Source organism: Kitasatospora phosalacinea (assembly GCF_000717185.1).
Classification (GTDB): domain Bacteria; phylum Actinomycetota; class Actinomycetes; order Streptomycetales; family Streptomycetaceae; genus Kitasatospora; species Kitasatospora phosalacinea_A.
Map to the genome: position 1 here is coordinate 1 of NZ_JNYE01000096.1, position 17,982 is coordinate 17,982.

Consider the following 17,982-nt stretch of genomic DNA (forward strand, 5'->3'; position numbering starts at 1 on the left):
GCGCTCCGCCGCCCCGCGCCCCGCCCCCGACCGCCTCGCCCTCACCGCCACCCCCGTCCGCCCCCCGAACGAGGACGCCCTCGCCGTCCTCATCCCCATCGCCGCGGGCCTGCTGCTCACGGCCGCCGCCATGTACAAGCACCGCGGCCTCCCGGGCGGCGGCCACTGACCCGTTTCCCCACCACGCCGGTATCGCCGACCGACACCTGTGGAGACAATGGAGGTGTCCCCCTCCACGGCGTCGAAGGAAGGTAGGAAGGATCGTGAGTGTCGCTGTTTCCGATCACCTCGGGCCGTGGACGGTCGATGACGTCCTGGCCCTGCCCGAGGACACCCGCCACCGCATCGAACTGGTCGGGGGGGTGCTGCTGATGAGCCCCAACCCCGGAGTCCCGCACCAGCGGATCAGCTCACGGCTGTGGGCGCTGCTCGATGCCGCGATCGTCGCCGCCGACGCCCCGTTCGAGGTGCTGGAGGCCGTCAACGTGCTCGTCCCGGACGGCCTGCTGATCCCCGACCTGGTGATCGCCGACGCCGCCGCGACCGCCGGCGCCGGAGCGACCCTGCACGCCGACGACGTCGTGGTCGCCGTCGAGATCGCCTCGCCGTCGACCAAGGTCATCGACCGCCGCACCAAGCCCGGCCTGTACGCCGCCGCCGGTGTCCCGCACTACTGGCGCCTGGACCTCGACCCGGCGCCGCGGCTCCACCTCGGTCGGCTCGCCCCCGGGGGCGGCGGCTACCTCGACCGCACCGTCGAGCCCGGCGGGTCCACCGCCCTCACCGAACCGTTCCCGTTCGACCTCGACCCGGCCGCGCTGCGGCGCTGAGCGGGCCCCGGGGGCCGGTCAGGTGAAGGTCTTCGGGGGCGGGGCCGGGGAGGGGACGGCGGTGCTGTCGGTGGCGGGGGCGGCGCCCGCGGTGAAGTCGGTGAGGTCGCGGCCGTGCAGCAGGCGGGCCTGGGCGGGGTCGGTGGCGAGGCGGCGGGTGAGGTCGGTGAGCGGGAGGGGGGTGTGCGCGGCGAGCAGGACGAGGTTGCCGAAGCGCTTGCCGCGCAGCACCGCGGGGTCGGCGATCAGGCAGACCTCGGGGAAGACGGCCAGCAGGGTGGCGGTCTGGGCGCGGGCGAAGGAGAGCGGGCCGCCGTCGGTGAGGTTGGCGGCGTAGTGGCCGGTGCCGGTGAGGGCGCGGGCGGCGTGCCGGGCGAACTCGACGGTGGCGCAGTGCGCGGGGACGCGGGCCCCGGCGAAGACGTCGGCGACGACCAGGTCGGTGGAGTCGTCGGGGGTGCGTTCGAGGACGGCGCGGGCGTCGCCGCCGCGGACCTTGACCTGCCAGCTGCGGTCGAGCGGCAGTTCGGTGCGGACCAGGGCGGTGAGTTCGGTGTCGATCTCGGCGACCTGCTGGCGGGAGCGGGGCCGGGTGGCGGCCGTGTAGCGGGCCAGGGTGAGGGCGCCGCCGCCGAGGTGGAGGGCGGTGAGGGGCTGCCGGGCGGGGGCGGCGAGGTCGATCAGGTGGCCGATCCGGCGCTGGTAGGCGAAGCCGAGGTGGGTGGGGTCGGCGAGGTCGACCAGGGACTGCGGGGCGCCGTCCAGCCGGAGTTCCCAGGCGTGCGGCCGGTCGCGGTCGGGGCGGAGCTCGGCGGTGCCGGAGGCGACGGCGGCGGTGAGCGGGCCTTCGGCGTGCGTGCGGCCGGGGACGGCGTGCGTGCGGCCGGGGACGGCGGGGGTGGTGCGTGGGCGGCCCATGGGTCCATTATCGCGGACCGGTCCGGGCGGCTCGCGACGGTGGGTGACGGGGGCTGCCCGCTGCGGGGTCGCGCGGTCCACCCAGCGAGACGACGCTTGCATGCCAACTCACCCGTCGGGCAAGTTCTCTGACGAATCGTCAGCCGACGTACGGGGCGCGTTCAGAGCGGGCCGAGGCCGCCCGCCGTGAGCGTGGTGGCGGCTTCGCAGAGCGCGGAGCGCAGCACCCAGGCGTCGGTGGGGCGGGGGTACGGCTGGGGACCGGAGGGCGGGATGATCCAGCGCGGGTCGGTGGGCGGGAGCAGTTCGGCCCCCGGCGTACAGGCGGAGCCGGTCAGGTGCCAGCGCAGGGCGGTGCCGGCCGGGACGAGGAAGGCGACGGCGGTGCCGCCCGCGGTCTGCTGGACGGCCCCGCAGGCCCGCCGCAGGCGGAGGATGTCGACCGCCTCCAGCCCGTGCCGGACCTGGACGGTGACCGTGTCGTACTGGACCACGCGGCTGGCCGAGGTGCCCGCGGGCGCGGGGGGCGGCGCGGCGGGGACGGCCGGACGCCGGTACTGGGGAACTCCGGTGGCCATGGGGGACCTCCTGTCGCCTCGGGACGCGCGGAAACCGGGTGGTGCTCCGTCACCCGGTCGTGCGACGGGGGGCCGGTGCGGGAGGGGGCCCGTACCGCCGGTGTCCATGTATCAGGACAACGCGGAACCGGTCGCCCAGGCCACGGCCTCCGATACAGCAAGCCATGGCATTTCATGGCAGAAGGCGGCAACTCGGTCCGTATTGTCCGCAATTGACCCACCCGCTCCCGGCGACCCGCCGTGTTCGCACGGTGACTGCCGGTACTGTTCTGGCGACGCGGCGGCCCTCCCCCGGGTGTCGGCGCGACCACCCCGGCACGACCTCGGAGTGCAGCATGGCAGCCACCCGAACCGGCGGGCCCCGCCCGTCGCCCGTCCCCAACCAGGCGATGCGCGAGCTGCGCGGCGGCCTCTCGCCGGGGGAGTTCGCCACCCTGGTCCGCCGGGCCGCCCGGGAGATCGGCGAGCACGTGTCCTGCGACGCGCGCTACGTCGGACGGGTCGAGTCCGGCGAGATCCGCTGCCCCAACTACGCGTACGAGCGGGTGTTCCGGCACATGTGGCCGGACCGCTCGCTGGCGGAGCTCGGGTTCGCACCCCGCACGGCGGTCCGCCGCCGCGCGCCGACCACCGGTCCGTCCGTCCCGGCGCAACCGCCGGGCGCACCGCACCGGTCTGACGAGGAGAACGACGAGGTGCTTCGCCGCACGTTCCTGAACGGCGGTCCCACCGCCGTGGCGGCCGTGCTGGGCCTGGACCAGGCCCAGCCGTCCGCGCCCCCGCCGCCCGCGGCCGCGCCCCTGCCGGAGCGCCGCCGGGTCGGCGCCGCCGAGGTGCGGGGGGTCGAGCAGGCGGTCCGCGACATCCGGCTGCTGGACGACGCGCACGGCGCGGACGCCCTGTTCGAGCTGGCCGGGCAGTCGCTGCGCAGCGCCTACGTGCTGCTCAACGACGGCGACTACAGCGCCGCGACCGAGCGCCGCCTGCAGTCAGGGGCCGGTGAACTGGCCATCTCGGTGGGCTGGTTGGCGCACGACTCGAACCGGCTGACCGACGCCAGGTCGTTCTACTCGGAGGCGCTGGCCACCGCCCGGATGGCCCGCGACCCGCACCTGGAGGCGCACGTGTTCAGCAACAGCGCCTTCCTGGCCCGGGACGCCGGCCGCCCCCGGGAGGCGCTGCGGGCCGCCCAGGCCGGGCAGGCCGCCGCGGACGGGCTGGGCTCGGACCGGCTGCTGTCGCTGCTCGCGCTGCGCGAGGCCAGCGGCTGGGCGCTGCTCGGCGACCGCCCGGCCTGCGAACGGGCGCTGTCCCGGGCGTACGCGCTGTTCGAGCGGGGCGAGCGACCGGACGCCGACCCGGAGTGGATGTCCTTCTACGGCGAGGCGGAGCTGGCCGGGCAGGAGGCGCAGTGCTGGTCGGCCCTCGGCGACTGGGACCGGGCCAGCGCCCGGGCCGAGCGGGCCATAGGGCTCCAGGAGCCGCACTTCGTGCGCAACCGGGTGCTGTACACCGCCGAGTTGGCGCACGACCGGCTGGGCCGCGGCGACCTGGCGGGCGCGGGCGCGCACGGCACGGCGGCGGTGGCGCTGCTGGGCCAGGTCCGCTCCGCGCGGATCCGCGGCATGCTGGCGCACACCGCGGACCGGCTGCGCGGCCACGCCGCCGTGCCGGAGGTCCGGGAGTTCCTGGAGGGCTACGACGCGGCGGCCTGACGGCCCGGGGCCGGGGGCGGGGTCAGTGCCCCAGCCGCTCCAGGTGGCTGTGGTCGTTCCAGACCTCGATCGCGGGCAGCCCGTACTCCCAGGACAGCACGCAGAGCGCGGCGGTGCCGAGCTTGAGCCGCTGGGCGTACTCGGGGGGCAGGCCGAGCCAGCGGGCGGTGAGGATCCGCAGCAGGTGGCCGTGGGCGAACAGGACGACGTCCCGGTCGGCGCAGTTCATGGTGGTGGTGTCGGGGTGCGGGGTGCCGTGCTCGTCGTTGAGTTCGGCGAGCAGGGCGTCGACCCGGCCGGAGACCTGGGCGAGCGTCTCGCCGCCGGGCACGCCGTCGCGCCAGATCAGCCAGCCGGGCTGGTCGCTCTCGCGGATGTCGCCGCCGGTGCGGCCCTCGTACTGCCCGTAGTCCCACTCCAGGAGTTCGGGGCGCTCGACGGCGCGGTCGCCGAAGCCGGCGAGTTCGGCGGTCTCCCGGGCGCGGGAGAGCGGGCTGGTCCAGACGGTGGCGCCGGGCAGGCCGTTCCACGGGGCGCGGGCGAGGCGTTCGCCGAGGGCGCGGGCCATGGCGCGGCCCTCCTCGGTGAGCGGGACGTCGGTGCGGCCGGTGTGCCGGCCGGTGGCCGACCAGGAGGTCTCGCCGTGGCGGACCAGCACGATGCGGGCGGGCATGGGGGGTTACCTCGTTCGAAGGGGTGCGTGGCGGGCCCCGCGGCGGGGGCCACCCTCCCCATGATCCCCCACCCGGCGCTCCGCTTCGACGACCGGGCTCCGCTTTGTCGCCGTCGGGTGCGAGACTGGGCCGCACCATGAACGTCTCGCACCTGGGGCAGGCCTCCCCGCCGCTGCGGCGGCTCTCCGAGTTGCGCGGCCCGGCGCCGCAGCGCAGCCTCGACGCCCGTGCCCTCGCCGCCCTCGCCGCCAATCCGGGCTGCCGCCGCCGCGCCCTGCTGGACGCCGCGGGCGTCGACAAGACCGCGCTGGCCCAGCAGTTGGGCCGTCCCGCACCGTTCGGCCAGTCGCCGTTCGCGATCCGCCGCGGCCTGCAGTTCGAGTCCCGGCTGAAGCGGGACGGGTACGCGGTGCTGCTGGCCCCGCTGCGCCGCCGCCTGGGCGTGCCGGAGGACGAGGCCCTCTCGCTCGCCGTGCCGGACCTGCTGCCCTCCGCCTCCCCCGCGGTGCGCGCGGAGCGGACGGCGGCGGCGCTGGCCGAGGCCGCCGCCGACCCGGCGGGCTGGACGCTGCTGGACCACCCGCTGCTGCGGCTGGACGTGGCGGGCAGCCCGGCCTACCTGGAGCCGGACGCGGTGGTGGTGCACGCCGGGCGGTGCACCGTGGTGGAGATCAAGTCCTTCCCGGTGCTGGACGGTTCGGCGGATCCGGCGAACGTCGGGGCGGCGGCCCGGCAGGCCGCGGTGTACGTGCTGGCGCTGCAGGAGGCGGCGGCCCGGCTGGCGGGCCGTCCGCTGTCGGCGGGCCCGTACGCCGTCCAGGACCTGCCGGGCGCGCCGGAGTTGACGGTGCTGCTGGTCTGCCCGAAGGACTTCTCCTCCCTGCCGGTCGCCGTCCCGGTCGACGTGCGGCGCGAACTGGCGGTCACCCGGCGGCAGTTGTCCCGGATGACGCGGATCGACCAGTTGCTCGCGGCGCTGCCCGGGGGCGTGACCTTCGACCTCGCGCGGGACGCCTCGGGCACGCCGACCCGCCCGGCCGGGGAGCTGGCGGCGGCGGTCGCCGCGGTGCCCGCCGCGTACGCGCCGGAGTGCATCTCCACCTGCGAGCTGGGCTTCCACTGCCGTTCGCAGGCGCGCTGCGCGGGCGCGGTGGAGCAGTTGGGCCGCGGGGTGCGCGGCGAGCTGGGCGCGCTGCGCACCGTCGCGGAGGCGCTGGCGGCGGCCGAGCAGGGCGGCGGGGGCGGCCCGGAGCCCGCCCTCGAGGAGGGGTCGGGCCTGGACGAGGCCGCCGAGCGGCTGGTGTACGCGGCCCGGCTGCGTGCGGAGGCCCTGGCGGCGGGCGGCGTGCGGTGAGCCTGCTGTCGACGCTGGCCCGGCTGGAGGCGGTGCGGGCGCAGCGGGCGCAGCCGCTGGCCACGGTGCGGCACCGGCACCTGTCGGAGCGTCCGATGGTGCTGGTGCCGCTGGCGGCCGCGGGCGAGTCGGGGGCGCCGCTGGCGGTGCTGCTGGGCACCGACCGGGAGGCGCCCCGGCTGCACTTCGTGCCGCAGCCGCTGAACCGCACCCAGCGCTGGGAGTTCCTGGCGGCGGTGGCCCGCGAGGTGGTGCCGTACCTGGAGTCGTTCGGGGACGAGGTGGAGCTGCTGGAGGGCTCCGAGCGGGACCCGGTGAGCGGCGAGAAGGTGCCGGTGGTGCGGGAGTTGTGCGCGGACGCGCCGCAGCTGGTCGTGCCGAACGCGGGCGGCGTCTCGCACCTGGCGCTGCTGGGCCGCTCCACCCGGTTCCGCCGCACGGTGGAGGACCCCGACCCGGGCGAGTACCCGTCGCCGACCGAGGTCCCGCTGCTGGGGCGGTGGTTGACGCACCTGACGGACCGGGCGCAGGTGCCGGGGTCCTCGCTGCTGCTGGCGATGACCGGCCTGCTGTCGCGGCACTGGGCGACCGGGCAGAGCAACCTGGAGGACCAGCACCTGGCGGCCCGGCTGGCCTGGCACCTGCCGCCGGCCGGCCTGGAGCCGCCCGCCGTCGGCGCGGCGGCCGCCGAGTGGGTGGAGTCGGCGCGGGACGGCGACGGCCTGCTGCTGCACCCGCCGGCCGGTCCGGCGACCGACCCGAAGTTCGACGAGCGGGTGCTGGCCCCGGCGATCCTGCGGCACGACGCGGCGGTGGCGGTGCGCGAGCGGGCCGAGGCGGCCCGGGACGGGGCGGAGGTCCGCCGGGCGGCGGGCCTGGTCGAGCAGGCGCACGCCGAGCTGGCCCGGGTGCTGCTGGCGGCGACGCTGCCGACCTGGCACGACGTCTGGCGGGGCCTCGACCTGCTGCGCGCCCTGCCCGCGGCCGGGCACCTGCCGGACCGCTGGGAGGGCGACCGCTGGTCGTTCACCATGCACCGGGACCGGGTCGCGGCGGGCGAGCCCCCGCAGCCGCGCCGGGACGACGCGGTGACGGCGGCCCGCAAGCTGGCCCAGCGGGAGCGCGAGCAGGCGAGGCTGGAGATCCAGGAGGCGCTGGACGACCCGCTGGCGATGGCGGAGCGCCGGCTCGCGGGCGAGGCGTTCGCGGGCGAGGTGGTGGACGTCGTCCCGGAGTGGTCCGCGGGCCGCTCCCCCAAGCCGCGCCCGCTGCTGGTGGTGCGCACCGACGACCGTCCGCACGCCGATCCGGGCCGCGAGGCGCACCGGGCGCACGCGGAGCCGGCCCAGCGGGCGGAGGTCGTCTCCGCGGCGCCGGGCGAGGTGGTGGTGCGGCTGCTGTCCGGCATGGGCCGCCGCAAGGACCCGGAGCCGGGCAGCGTCCCGGAGCCGGGCACGGCCGTGGTGTTCACCCTGTTCGAGCTGGCGCCCCGGCAGTCCGCGCCGCTGCCGGAGCCCGCCGACACCCCGTGGACGCACGGCGGCCCCCCGGTGGCCGTCGAGGATGCACCGGCCGGTGGGGACGAGTGGGAATGACGTGCGCATGGATCTCTCTGGAGCAGCGGTGACCGACCCCGAAGGCGCCTTCCCCGACCCCGGCACGGGCACCGGCCCCGGCACGGGCCCCGCCCCGGCCCCGGGCGAGGCCGCCGACCGGGCGGTCGCGGGGATCCTCGACGCGGTGGTGCGCCCGGCGCCGGGCGCGCCGCGCGGGGTCGTGGTCGACTCCCCGCCGGGCGCGGGCAAGTCGACGCTGGTGGTGCGGGCGGCCCGCGAGCTGGTGGACGCGGGCGAGCGGCTGATGATCGTCGCCCAGACCAACAGCCAGGTCGACGACCTGGTCGACCGGCTGGCGTCCAAGGCCCCGGGCATGAGCATCGGGCGGCTGCACGCCAGCGACTCCCGGCCCGCGCCGGAGGCCCTGCGGCACGCCAACGTCACCGCCAAGGACAAGGTCGCCGACCTGCTGGAGCAGGACGTGGTGATCTCCACCGCGGCGAAGTGGCAGTGGGTGAAGACCGAGCAGCCCTGGCGGCAGGCCATCGTCGACGAGGCCTACCAGATGCGCTCGGACGCGCTGCTGGCCGTGGCCCGGCTGTTCGAGCGGGCGCTGTTCGTCGGCGACCCGGGCCAGCTCGACCCGTTCACGGTGGTGGGCACCGACCAGTGGGCGGGCCTGTCCTACGACCCGTCCTCCTCCGCGGTCGTCACCCTGCTCGCCCACAACCCGGAGATCCGCCCGCACCGCCTTCCGGTCTCCTGGCGGCTGCCCGCCTCGGCCGCGCCGCTGGTCTCCGACGCCTTCTACCCGTACACCCCGTTCCGCGCGGGCACCGGCCCGGACGACCGGACGCTGCGGCCGGGCCTGCGCGGGGACGGGTCGGCGGTGGACGCGGCGATCGACGAGGCCGCGGCCGGCGGCTGGGCGCTGCTGGAGCTCCCGGCCCGGCACACCGTCCGCACCGACGCCCAGGCGGTGGCGGCGGTCGCCGCGACCGTCCGCCGCCTGCTGGAGCGCGAGCTGACCGCGCACTCCGAGCAGGGCTCCGCCCCGCTCACCCCGGGCCGGGTCGCCGTCGGGACCGCGCACCGCGACCAGGCAGCCGCGGTGCGGGCCGAACTGGCCCGGCTGGGCGTCCCGGTCGACCCGGCGGCCGGGGAGGCGGTGACGGTGGACACGGCGAACCGGCTCCAGGGCCGCGAGTACGACGTCACCGTCGTCCTGCACCCGCTCTCCGGCCGCCCCGACGCGACGGCCTTCCACCTGGAGACCGGCCGCCTGTGCGTGCTGGCCTCCCGCCACCGGCACGCCTGCATCGTGGTGGCCCGCGCGGGCATCCCCGAGCTCCTCGACGACCACCCCGCCACCGACCCCGTCCAGCTCGGCGTGGCCGTCAAGTTCCCCGACGGCTGGGAGGCCAACCACGCGGTCCTCTCCCACCTGGCCGAGCACCGGGTGCGCCTGTAGGGCGAGCCCCGTCAGGGGCTCGGGGAACGGCGGGTCCGTACTGCTGACGGCCGGAGCCCGTCGATGCGTCCGTGCTGCTTCGGGCCCCGGCGGGCCCTCTCGCGTTGGGGCGCGCAGCGCGGGTTGCGCGCCCCCGGTGGGGAATAGCGCTCGCGGGCGCACCGTTCCGGTTCTGGCGGTTCGCGCGCGACAATGGACGGCGGCCGTCTTTCCCCTCGCACTCCCGGAGGTGCCCCGTCATGCCCGACTCGCATCCGCAGGCGTCCGACCAGGGTGGTTCGCCGGTCCCGGCGGTCGTCCCCCCGGTGCCGGGCCCGGCCCGGCGGATCCGGCCGGTCGAGCTGCTCTTCGAGCCGCCGGGGGCGGAGCCGGAGCCGGAGCGGTTCTTCGACCTGGAGTCGATCGACGACCCGTCCGAACTGCTGGCGCGTTCCACCCAGTTGGCCCTGGCGTTCCGGGCCGCGGCGGAGCGGGCGACGGACTTCCAGGCGCTCGCGGCCGCGCAGCTCGCGGACCCGCGCCGGTTCGACGCGCTCTCGGCGGAACAGATCGCCGACCGGGCGGACTGGACGCCCGACTACGCGCGGAAGATGGTCGAGTACGGCCGCTCGCTGCAGCGCCGCGGCCTGGAGGAGTAGGCCCGGCCGGGCGCCCCGCCAGGCCTCTGGCATATGCGGCGGGCGATGGTACGCCCCCTCCCCCTCCGCTGTCCGGCGAACGCCGTTTTCTCCCCGGTCGGCCCCGCCACCGGTCCACCCTGACCGGGTGGACATCTGGACCTATCAATCCGTGGAGTACGTCAGCGTCGCCGGGGAGGCGTGGCTCGCCTCCGCCAGCGAGTACCCGAGCAGCATGCGCGCCCTGTGGGAGGCCCGTCCGTGGGCGCCCGCGGTCCTCCCGTGCGGCCGGGTGTTCGACGTGATCAGCCTGCCGGCGGTGTTCGGCCGCCGGGTGCTGGACGAGCTGTGGACCTCGGGCCCGGGCTGCGGCCCGGTCGCGACCTACCGGGGCCGGACGCTGCTGTTCGTGCAGCCGGGCGCGGCGGCCCGGCTGCGGACGCTGCTGGCCTGGGAGGAGTGGGCCCGGGACGTGCCGCCGCTGCTCTGCCACGGCCAGGGGGACGCGATCACGGTGCCGCCGGTGCAGCGGGCGGTGGACGAGCCGGAGAGCACGACCAGCCGGTGGATCGTGGCGCCGGACACCAGCGAGCCGTGGCTGCCGGGGGCGTCGGTGGTGCTGTGGGCGTGCGTCCGGGCGGCCCGCGGGCGGGTCCGGGAGGGTGGCGACCAGGTGGTGGACGCGCGCTGAACGGGGGGTGCCGGTCCGGCGGGAATCGATTTTGGCTCCGGCCGCGGCCGCTGCTAGAGTCTTCCACGTCAGCAGGCGCCGCTAGCTCAGTTGGTTAGAGCAGCTGACTCTTAATCAGCGGGTCCGGGGTTCGAGTCCCTGGCGGCGCACAGACAGCGAGAGGCCCCCCTTCACCGGGGGGCCTTTCGCGTTCCCGGGGACGCGGACGGCGCGTGAAGGGCTGCTAGTGTCCGCTGCATGGCGTCCGACGATCTCCATTCCGACTGGGCCGCCTGGTTCGACGCGGAGCTCGCCGGGTCCGAGGCGGCCGCCCTGCGCGCGCACCGGCAGGAGCGGCGGAGGCGGGGCCTGCTCCGCGCGCTGGCCTGGGCGGGCGCGGTGGCGCTGGCGGCCGGGCTCGGCTTCGGTCTGGTGTACACGGCGCAGCACGGCCCGACGCCGCGTCCGGCGGCGACCGCCTCGCCCTGAGCCCTTCAGTCCAGCAGGACCACCGCGAGCCGGCGCGGCCCGTGCACGCCCTTGACCCGGATCATCTCGATGTCGGCGGTGGCGGACGGCCCGCTGACGAAGGTGAGCGGCCGGGCGGGGTCGAGCCGGGCGAGCGCGCCGGGCAGCGCGGAGCGGACCTGTTCGGCGCGGACCACGCAGACGTGCAGGTCGGGCAGCAGGGTCGCGGCGCGGCGGCCCTGGGCCGGTCCGCCGTCGAGGACGAGGGTGCCGGAGTCGGCGACGGCGGCCGCGCAGCCGGTCAGGACGGCGTCGGTGGCGTCGAGTCCGGCCTTCCCGAGCGGCGGCCGGTCGGTGCGCACCTCCCCGTCCCAGTCGGCGGTCCACTCGGCGGGCAGCCCGTCGGGGACGACGAGGCTGCGGGCGCCGTGCTCGGCCAGGGCGCGGGCGACGGCGGGGCCGGGCCGGTCGGCGCGCAGCACCTCGGCCCCGTACTCCTCCAGCCGTTCGGCGAACAGGGCGAGCACGGCGGGGCGGTCCTCGTCGGGGACGCCGGGGGCGTGGCGCAGGTAGTGCCGGGGCGGTTCGGGGGCGGGCGGGACGGCGGCGGCGCGGATCCGGCGGAGGATCTCCTCGCGGGCGGCGGCGGTCATGCGCGTTCTCCTTCGTTCCGCTTCCACCAGGTGCGGAAGGACTCCTTGGGGACGTCGGGCAGGGCCCGGTTGTCGCTCCAGCCGGGGACGGGGGTGCGGGCGGGCAGCAGCGGCCCGACCAGTCCGGCGCCCTTGACGGCGGCCTTCCACAGCAGCGGGCGGGCCATGGTGGCGCCGACGGCGCCGAGGGCGGCGCGTTCGACGGGGTGCTTGCCGCCGTCGGCGACCTGGGCGCGCAGGTCGAGCAGCACGTCGGTGAAGCGGATCCGCACGGGGCAGACCTCGTTGCAGGCGCCGCACAGGGTGGAGGCGTACGGCAGCGAGGCGGTCTGCTCGTCGTCGAGGCCCTTGAGCAGCGGGTTGAGGATGGCGCCGATCGGCCCGGGGTAGACGGAGCCGTAGGCGTGGCCGCCGGTGCGCTCGTAGACGGGGCAGGTGTTCATGCAGGCGCCGCAGCGGATGCAGCGCAGGGCCTGGCGGCCGACGGGGTCGGCGAGGGCGCGGGTGCGGCCGTTGTCGACCAGGACGAGGTGGAAGTCGCGGGGGCCGTCGCCGTGGGTGGTGCCGGTCCAGGTGCTGGTGTAGGGGGCCATCCGTTCGCCGGTGGCGTTGCGGGCCAGCAGTTGGAGGAAGACCTCCAGGTCGGCCCAGGTGGGGACGGTCTTCTCGATGCCGACGACGGAGATCAGGGTGTCGGCGAGGGTGAGGCACATCCGGCCGTTGCCCTCGGACTCGACGACGACCAGGGTGCCGGTCTCGGCGACCACGAAGTTGGCGCCGGAGACGGCGACCCTGGCGCCGAGGAACTTCTCCCGCAGGTGGAGCCGGGCGGCTTCGGCGAGTTCGGCGGGGTCGTCGGTGAGGCCCTCGGGGGCGGGCCGGCCGTGGCGGCCCATCTCGCGGGCGAAGATGTCGCGGATCTCGCTGCGGTTGCGGTGCAGCGCGGGGACGACGACGTGCGAGGGCAGGTCGTCGCCGAGTTGGACGATGGCGGCGGCGAGGTCGGTCTCGCGGGCGTTGATCCCGGCGGCTTCGAGGGCGGCGTCGAGGCCGATCTCCTCGGTGAGCATCGACTTGACCTTGACGATCTCGCGTTCGCCGGTGGCCAGGACCAGGTCGGTGACGATCCGGTTGGCCTCGGCGGCGTCGCGCGCCCAGTGGACGGTGCCGCCGGCCGCGGTGACCTTCTCCTCGACCTGCAGCAGGTACTGCTCCAGTCCGGCCAGCACCTGGTCCTTGATCGCGGCGGCGCTGTCGCGCAGCTGCTCCCAGTCGGGGCGTTCGGCGGCGAGCACGGCCCGCTTGCCGCGGATGGTGCGGGTGGCGCGGCGGACGTTCTCGCGCAACTGCTCGTTGCCGACCTCGCGTTCGGCGGCTTCGGGGAAGGCGGGCCAGCCGAGGAAGGACCTGGTCATCGGGCGGCCTCCACGACGGGGACGCCGGGCAGCGGCCCGTCCTGCTCGGTGCGGGCGAGGATCTCGGCGAGGTGCAGGGTGCGCACCGGGTGGCCGTCCTTGGTGAGTCGGCCGCCGATGTTCATCAGGCAGGAGTTGTCGACGGCGGCGAGCACGTGCGCGCCGGTCTCCAGGACGTGCCGGGCCTTGTCGCCGTTCATGGCGCCGGAGACCGCCGGGTTCTTCACCGCGAAGGTGCCGCCGAAGCCGCAGCACTCCTGGGCGGCGGGCAGTTCGACGTAGTCGATCCCGGCGACGGCGCGCAGCAGCCGGTGCGGCCGCTCGCCGAGCCCGGTGGCCCGCAGGCTGTGGCAGGTGGGGTGGTAGGTGACCCGGTGCGGGAAGTGCGCGCCGACCTGCTCGACGCCCAGCCGGTCGGTCAGGTACTGGGTCAACTCGACGACCCTGGGCGCGAGTTCGGCCACCGCCCGGGCCAGCCCCGGGTCTCCGGCGGCCTCGGCGGCGAGCGGGTACGCCTCGGCGGGCATCCCGGCGCAGGAGGCGGACGGGACGACGATCTCCTCGTAGTCGGCGAAGGTGTCGACGAAGTGCCGGGCGAGCCTGGCGGTCTCCTTGCGGTAGCCGGTGTTGAAGTGCATCTGGCCGCAGCAGCTCTGGGCGGCGGGGAAGTCGACCTCGACGCCGAGGCGGCGCAGCAGGGTGACGGTGGCGCGGCCGGTGCCGGGGAAGAGGGTGTCGTTCAGGCAGGTCACGAAGAGGGCGGTGCGGGGGCGCGGTGGGTTCGGGGGCATGCCCGCATCATAGATGCAAGCTTAGATGCAAGACAGGGTGCGTGGCAGAATGACCGGGTGACGACCGACGCCCTCCCCACCGCCGACCGGGCCTACCAGCACGTCCGCACCCGCCTGCTGGACGGCAGCTGGCCCGGCGGCACGCTGCTCTCCGAGGGCGTCGTCGCCACCGAGCTGGGCCTGTCCCGCACGCCCGTCCGGGAGGCGTTCCTGCGCCTGCAGTCCGAGGGCTTCCTGCGCCTGTACCCCAAGCGCGGCGCCCAGGTCGTCCCGATCGCCCCGGGCGAGGCCCGCGACGTGCTGGCCGCCCGGGTCCTGTTCGAGCGCGCCGCGATCGACGCCCTCGCCGCCCGCGGCCCCGCCGCGCTGGCGGCCGCCGCCGCGGAGCTGCTCACCGCCTGCGAGCACCGCGACCCGCACCCCGTCGAGGCCGGCCGCCACTTCCACCTCACCCTGCTGCGCGCGGCCGGGAACCCGGTCCTGACCTCGCTGTACGAGACGCTCTGGGACCGCCAGGTACGCGTCTCCGCCGCCGCCACCGCCACCACCCCGCACGCGGAGCAGGACCACGCCGAGCACCTCGCCCTGGCCCGCGCCCTCGCCGCCGCCGACCCGGCCGCCGCCCGCGACCTGGTCACCGCCCACGCCGACTCCCTGCTGGCGCGCGTGACGTGAAACAGGGGCTCGGGGACGGCGAGCCCGAGTCTGCTGACGGTGCACTGCCGGAGCGCGCATCGGCTTCCGGTTCCGTCGCCACGACGCAGCAGCACGGACCTCCGATGGGCTCCGGCCGTCAGCAGCACCGACTCGCCGTTCCCCGAGCCCCTGGATGCGGGCCCGCCGTTCTCACCGGCCGCGCAGCTCCCGGTAGCGGCCGACCAGGTTGGCGGTCGAGGCGTCCAGCGCCTCCGTGCCCTCGCCGGTGAGCAGGGCCGGCTCGATCTTCTTGGCGAGGACCTTGCCGAGCTCGACGCCCCACTGGTCGAAGGAGTCGATGTTCCAGACCGCGCCCTGGACGAACACCTTGTGCTCGTAGAGGGCGACCAGCTGGCCGAGGACGCGCGGGGTCAGCTCGGCGGCCAGGATCGTGGTGGTGGGGTGGTTGCCGCGGAAGGTCTTGTGCGGGACGAGCTCGGCGGGCACGCCCTCGGCCGCGACCTCCTCGGCGGTCTTGCCGAAGGCCAGCGCCTGGGTCTGGGCGAAGAAGTTGGCCATCAGCAGGTCGTGCTGGGCGACCAGGGCGGGCTGCAGGTCGGCGACCGGCTTCGCGAAGCCGAGGAAGTCGGCGGGGATCAGCTTGGTGCCCTGGTGCAGCAGCTGGTAGTAGGCGTGCTGGCCGTTGGTGCCGGGGGTGCCCCACACGACGGGGCCGGTCTGCCAGTCGACCGGGTTGCCCTCGCGGTCGACGGACTTGCCGTTGGACTCCATGTCGAGCTGCTGCAGGTACGCGGTGAACTTCGACAGGTAGTGCGAGTACGGGAGCACGGCGTGCGCCTGGGCGTCGAAGAACGAGCCGTACCAGACGCCGAGCAGGCCGAGCAGCAGCGGGACGTTCTGCTCGGCGGGGGCGGTGCGGAAGTGCTCGTCGACGAGGTGGAAGCCGTCCAGCATCTCCCGGAAGCGCTCGGCGCCGATCGCGATCATCAGCGAGAGGCCGATCGCCGAGTCGTAGGAGTAGCGGCCGCCGACCCAGCCCCAGAACTCGAACATGTTGGCGGTGTCGATGCCGAAGTCGGCGACGCCCTGCGCGTTGGTGGACAGCGCCACGAAGTGCTTGGCGACGGCCTCGTCCCCGGCGCCGAGCTGCTCCAGCAGCCAGCCGCGGGCGACGACCGCGTTGGTGACGGTCTCGATGGTGGTGAAGGTCTTGGAGGCGACGACGAACAGCGTCTCGGCGGCGTCCAGGTCGCGGACGGCCTCGTGCAGGTCGGCGCCGTCGACGTTGGAGACGAAACGGACCGTCAGGTCGCGGTCGGTGTAGGAGCGCAGCACCTCGTAGGCCATCGCGGGGCCGAGGTCGGAGCCGCCGATGCCGATGTTGACGACGTTGCGGATCCGCTTGCCGGTGTGGCCGGTCCACTCGCCGGAGCGCACCCGCTCGGAGAAGGCGGCCATCTTGTCGAGCACGGCGTGCACGGCGGGCACCACGTTCTCGCCGTCGACCTCGACCACGGCGCCGCGGGGGGCGCGCAGCGCGGTGTGCAGGACGGCCCGGCCCTCGGTGGTGTTGATCTTCTCGCCGCGGAACATGGCGTCCCGCAGTTCGGCCACGCCGGTCGCGGCGGCGAGTTCGCGCAGCAGCTCCAGGGTGCGGTCGGTGACCAGGTGCTTGGAGTAGTCGACGAAGAGGTCGCCGACCTGGAGGGTGTAGCGCGTGCCGCGGTCGGGGTCGGCCGCGAACAGCCCGCGCAGGTGCTGTTCGCCCAGGTCCGCCCGGTGCTTCCCCAGCGCGGCCCACTGCGGGGTGCGGTCCAACGGGGTCCGGCCGTTGGCGGGGGTGTCCGACATCGGTTGCTCCTAGCGTCGTACGGGTGCTGGTACCGGCAGGTTCCGGCGGGAGGGTTGCGCTGGTCCGGCGGGTACGTGTGCGTGTGCCGGCTACGTCGACGGCCTTGCCCGCCCCCAACCCTATGCCCTGTCGGCGGCGGTCCGGCGGTCCACCACGGGACGTCGACGGGACGTCACTTCCGCGCCGACTGGAGGTCGAGCGCGCGCAGCACCCGGTCGGCGACCTCGGGATCGGCCCCGGCCTCGCCGCGGGCGACCAGCACCTCCCGGCGGGAGGCGGCGATCATCTCCTGCTCGACGGCGAAGGCCTGCCGCCACTGCTTGCCGCGGCGCTTCGCCTCCAGCGCCTCCTCCTCCTCGTACTTCTCGGGGCAGAGCCGGGCGAGGCGGTCGTGCTGGCGCTCGCGGAGCCGTTCGGTGATCTCGGGCGGCAGCTGGTCCTCCTCCTCCAGTTCGGCGAGCCGGTGCAGCCCGGCCCTGGCGGCGCGCCACCACAGTTCGCGGACGGCCTTCTCGTGCTCGTCGTGGGCGTCGTCCAGGCCGAGCAGCCGGACCACGTACGGCAGGGTGAGGCCCTGGACGACCAGGGTGAACAGGACGACGCTGAACGCGATGAAGACGATCTCGCTGCGGGCCGGGAACGGCAGCCCGTCGCGCAGCGAGAGCGGGATGCCGAGGGCGAGGGCGACGGTGGCCACGCCGCGCATGCCGGACCACCACAGGACGACGGTCTCCCGCCAGCTGATCGGGGTGTCCTCCTCGCCGTGGGTGACCCGCCGGGAGAGCCAGGCGGCGGGCAGCAGCCACAGCAGGCGCAGCAGCACGACCACGGCGAGGACGATCGCGGTGTCGCCGATCATGGTGTGCCAGGTGTCCTTGACGTCCCGCAGGACGGTGGACAGCTCCAGGCCGATCAGGCCGAACGCGACGCCGGTGATCAGGGTCTCGACGATCTCCCAGAACGCGTTGCCGACCAGCCGGTAGGAGACCTCGTCGGCGTCGGAGGCCCGGTCGGCGAGGTAGAGCGCGCAGACCACGACGGCCAGCACGCCGGAGCCGTGCGCCTCCTCGGCCAGCACGTACGCGGCGAACGGGACGAGCAGGTTGAGCGCGACCTGCTGGGTCGGGTCGTCCAGGAAGCCGGCGATCTTCGCGTTCAGCCAGCCCAGCCCGATGCCGACCGCCACCGCGACGACCGCGGACAGCAGGAAGCGCTCCACCGCGCGGCCCACCGACAGGTCGTCGTCGACCACGGCCTCCACGGCCAGCGAGTAGATGACGATCGCGGTGACGTCGTTGAACAGGCCCTCGCTCTCCAGCACCGCGGTCAGCCGACGGGGCAGCCCGACCTCGCCGGCCACCGCGACCGCGGCCACCGGGTCCGGCGGGGAGACCAGCGCGCCCAGCGCGACGGCGGCGGCCAGCGGCGCGGCGGGCACCAGCCAGCTGAACACGCCCGCCACCGCGGTGGTGGTGACCACCACCAGGGCGACGGCCAGCAGCAGGATCGAGCGGATGTTGGCCTTGAAGTAGCGGACCGAGGAGCGCCGGGCCACCGCGAAGATCAGCGGGGGCAGCACCAGCGGCAGGATGAACTCGGGGTTGATCTGCACGTTGGGGATCTGCGGGACGACCGCGAAGACCAGACCGACCAGGGTCATCAGCACCGGCTGCGGGATCCGGCTCCGGCGGGCCAGCGGCATCGTGACCACCGAGGCGAGCAGGACCAGGAAGAGCAGGGTCAGCTGGCCCACGGTGGTTCCT

At 75.6% G+C, this 17,982-nt stretch carries 17 protein-coding genes and 1 tRNA gene; 10 read left to right on the forward strand and 8 right to left on the reverse strand.

The genetic code is table 11. From position 1 onward, the window contains the following. The first annotated feature begins 263 nt into the window (after positions 1-263). A complete protein-coding gene (locus tag OO57_RS30615; protein ID WP_033255981.1) occupies positions 264-830 on the forward strand; it encodes a Uma2 family endonuclease in 567 nt (188 codons plus the stop codon). Between the two features lie 18 nt (positions 831-848). Here the strand turns inward: OO57_RS30615 and OO57_RS30620 are convergent, their stop codons facing one another. Continuing rightward, on the reverse strand, positions 849-1,748 hold the full coding sequence (locus tag OO57_RS30620; RefSeq protein WP_033255982.1) for a spermidine synthase: 900 nt from the start codon (positions 1,746-1,748) through the stop codon (positions 849-851). Between the two features lie 161 nt (positions 1,749-1,909). Further along, entirely contained in the window at positions 1,910-2,326 is a 417-nt protein-coding gene (locus OO57_RS30625; protein ID WP_234337577.1) for a hypothetical protein, read from the reverse strand. A 335-nt stretch (positions 2,327-2,661) separates the two neighbouring features. Between OO57_RS30625 and OO57_RS30630 the strand changes: the two genes are divergently transcribed. Next, positions 2,662-4,041, forward strand: a complete 1,380-nt coding sequence (locus OO57_RS30630; RefSeq protein ID WP_033255983.1) for a hypothetical protein — start codon at positions 2,662-2,664, stop codon at positions 4,039-4,041. 22 nt (positions 4,042-4,063) lie between these two features. Here OO57_RS30630 and OO57_RS30635 read toward each other — a convergent pair whose 3' ends face one another. Beyond that, the gene (locus tag OO57_RS30635) at positions 4,064-4,714 is read right to left on the reverse strand and encodes a histidine phosphatase family protein (protein WP_033255984.1); all 651 of its coding nucleotides are present in this window, start codon (positions 4,712-4,714) and stop codon (positions 4,064-4,066) included. Between the two features lie 137 nt (positions 4,715-4,851). Here OO57_RS30635 and OO57_RS30640 point away from each other — a divergent pair, with 137 nt between their 5' ends. From OO57_RS30640 to OO57_RS30670, 7 genes are all read left to right on the forward strand, one after another. Further along, complete coding sequence (locus OO57_RS30640; RefSeq protein ID WP_033255985.1) at positions 4,852-6,069, forward strand: hypothetical protein; 1,218 nt, start codon at positions 4,852-4,854, stop codon at positions 6,067-6,069. After that, on the forward strand, positions 6,066-7,664 hold the full coding sequence (locus OO57_RS30645) for a hypothetical protein (RefSeq protein WP_033255986.1): 1,599 nt from the start codon (positions 6,066-6,068) through the stop codon (positions 7,662-7,664). The genes OO57_RS30640 and OO57_RS30645 overlap by 4 nt, the downstream gene beginning before the upstream one ends. Before the next feature lie 28 nt (positions 7,665-7,692). Further along, positions 7,693-9,096, forward strand: a complete 1,404-nt coding sequence (locus OO57_RS30650; protein ID WP_418909926.1) for an AAA domain-containing protein — start codon at positions 7,693-7,695, stop codon at positions 9,094-9,096. A 239-nt stretch (positions 9,097-9,335) separates the two neighbouring features. Continuing rightward, positions 9,336-9,734: a hypothetical protein gene (locus OO57_RS30655; RefSeq protein ID WP_234337578.1), complete on the forward strand. Its 399-nt coding sequence runs from the start codon at positions 9,336-9,338 to the stop codon at positions 9,732-9,734. A 127-nt stretch (positions 9,735-9,861) separates the two neighbouring features. Further along, entirely contained in the window at positions 9,862-10,404 is a 543-nt protein-coding gene (locus tag OO57_RS30660; RefSeq protein ID WP_033255987.1) for a bifunctional DNA primase/polymerase, read from the forward strand. A gap of 75 nt (positions 10,405-10,479) precedes the next feature. Further along, positions 10,480-10,553, forward strand: a tRNA-Lys gene (locus OO57_RS30665). A gap of 88 nt (positions 10,554-10,641) precedes the next feature. Beyond that, complete coding sequence (locus tag OO57_RS30670; protein WP_033255988.1) at positions 10,642-10,872, forward strand: hypothetical protein; 231 nt, start codon at positions 10,642-10,644, stop codon at positions 10,870-10,872. A 5-nt stretch (positions 10,873-10,877) separates the two neighbouring features. Here OO57_RS30670 and OO57_RS30675 read toward each other — a convergent pair whose 3' ends face one another. The 3 genes from OO57_RS30675 to OO57_RS30685 are packed head-to-tail and all read right to left on the reverse strand — an operon-like array spanning position 10,878 to position 13,710. Beyond that, positions 10,878-11,504 carry a LutC/YkgG family protein gene (locus OO57_RS30675; RefSeq protein WP_033255989.1) on the reverse strand — a complete coding sequence of 209 codons (627 nt, stop codon included), beginning with the start codon at positions 11,502-11,504 and terminating at the stop codon, positions 10,878-10,880. Continuing rightward, positions 11,501-12,919 (reverse strand): lactate utilization protein B, encoded by a 1,419-nt coding sequence (locus tag OO57_RS30680; protein ID WP_033255990.1) that lies wholly within the window; start codon positions 12,917-12,919, stop codon positions 11,501-11,503. Before OO57_RS30680 ends, OO57_RS30675 begins: the two co-directional genes overlap by 4 nt. Then, entirely contained in the window at positions 12,916-13,710 is a 795-nt protein-coding gene (locus OO57_RS30685; RefSeq protein WP_033255991.1) for a (Fe-S)-binding protein, read from the reverse strand. Before OO57_RS30685 ends, OO57_RS30680 begins: the two co-directional genes overlap by 4 nt. A 57-nt stretch (positions 13,711-13,767) precedes the next feature. On the opposite strand from OO57_RS30685, the gene OO57_RS30690 reads away from it, so the two are divergent. Further along, positions 13,768-14,385 (forward strand): GntR family transcriptional regulator, encoded by a 618-nt coding sequence (locus OO57_RS30690; RefSeq protein WP_033255992.1) that lies wholly within the window; start codon positions 13,768-13,770, stop codon positions 14,383-14,385. Between the two features lie 171 nt (positions 14,386-14,556). Here the strand turns inward: OO57_RS30690 and pgi are convergent, their stop codons facing one another. Beyond that, positions 14,557-16,218 carry a glucose-6-phosphate isomerase gene (pgi, locus tag OO57_RS30695; protein WP_033255993.1) on the reverse strand — a complete coding sequence of 554 codons (1,662 nt, stop codon included), beginning with the start codon at positions 16,216-16,218 and terminating at the stop codon, positions 14,557-14,559. 173 nt (positions 16,219-16,391) lie between these two features. Further along, positions 16,392-17,972, reverse strand: a complete 1,581-nt coding sequence (locus OO57_RS30700; RefSeq protein ID WP_033255994.1) for a Na+/H+ antiporter — start codon at positions 17,970-17,972, stop codon at positions 16,392-16,394. Positions 17,973-17,982 lie beyond the last annotated feature (10 nt).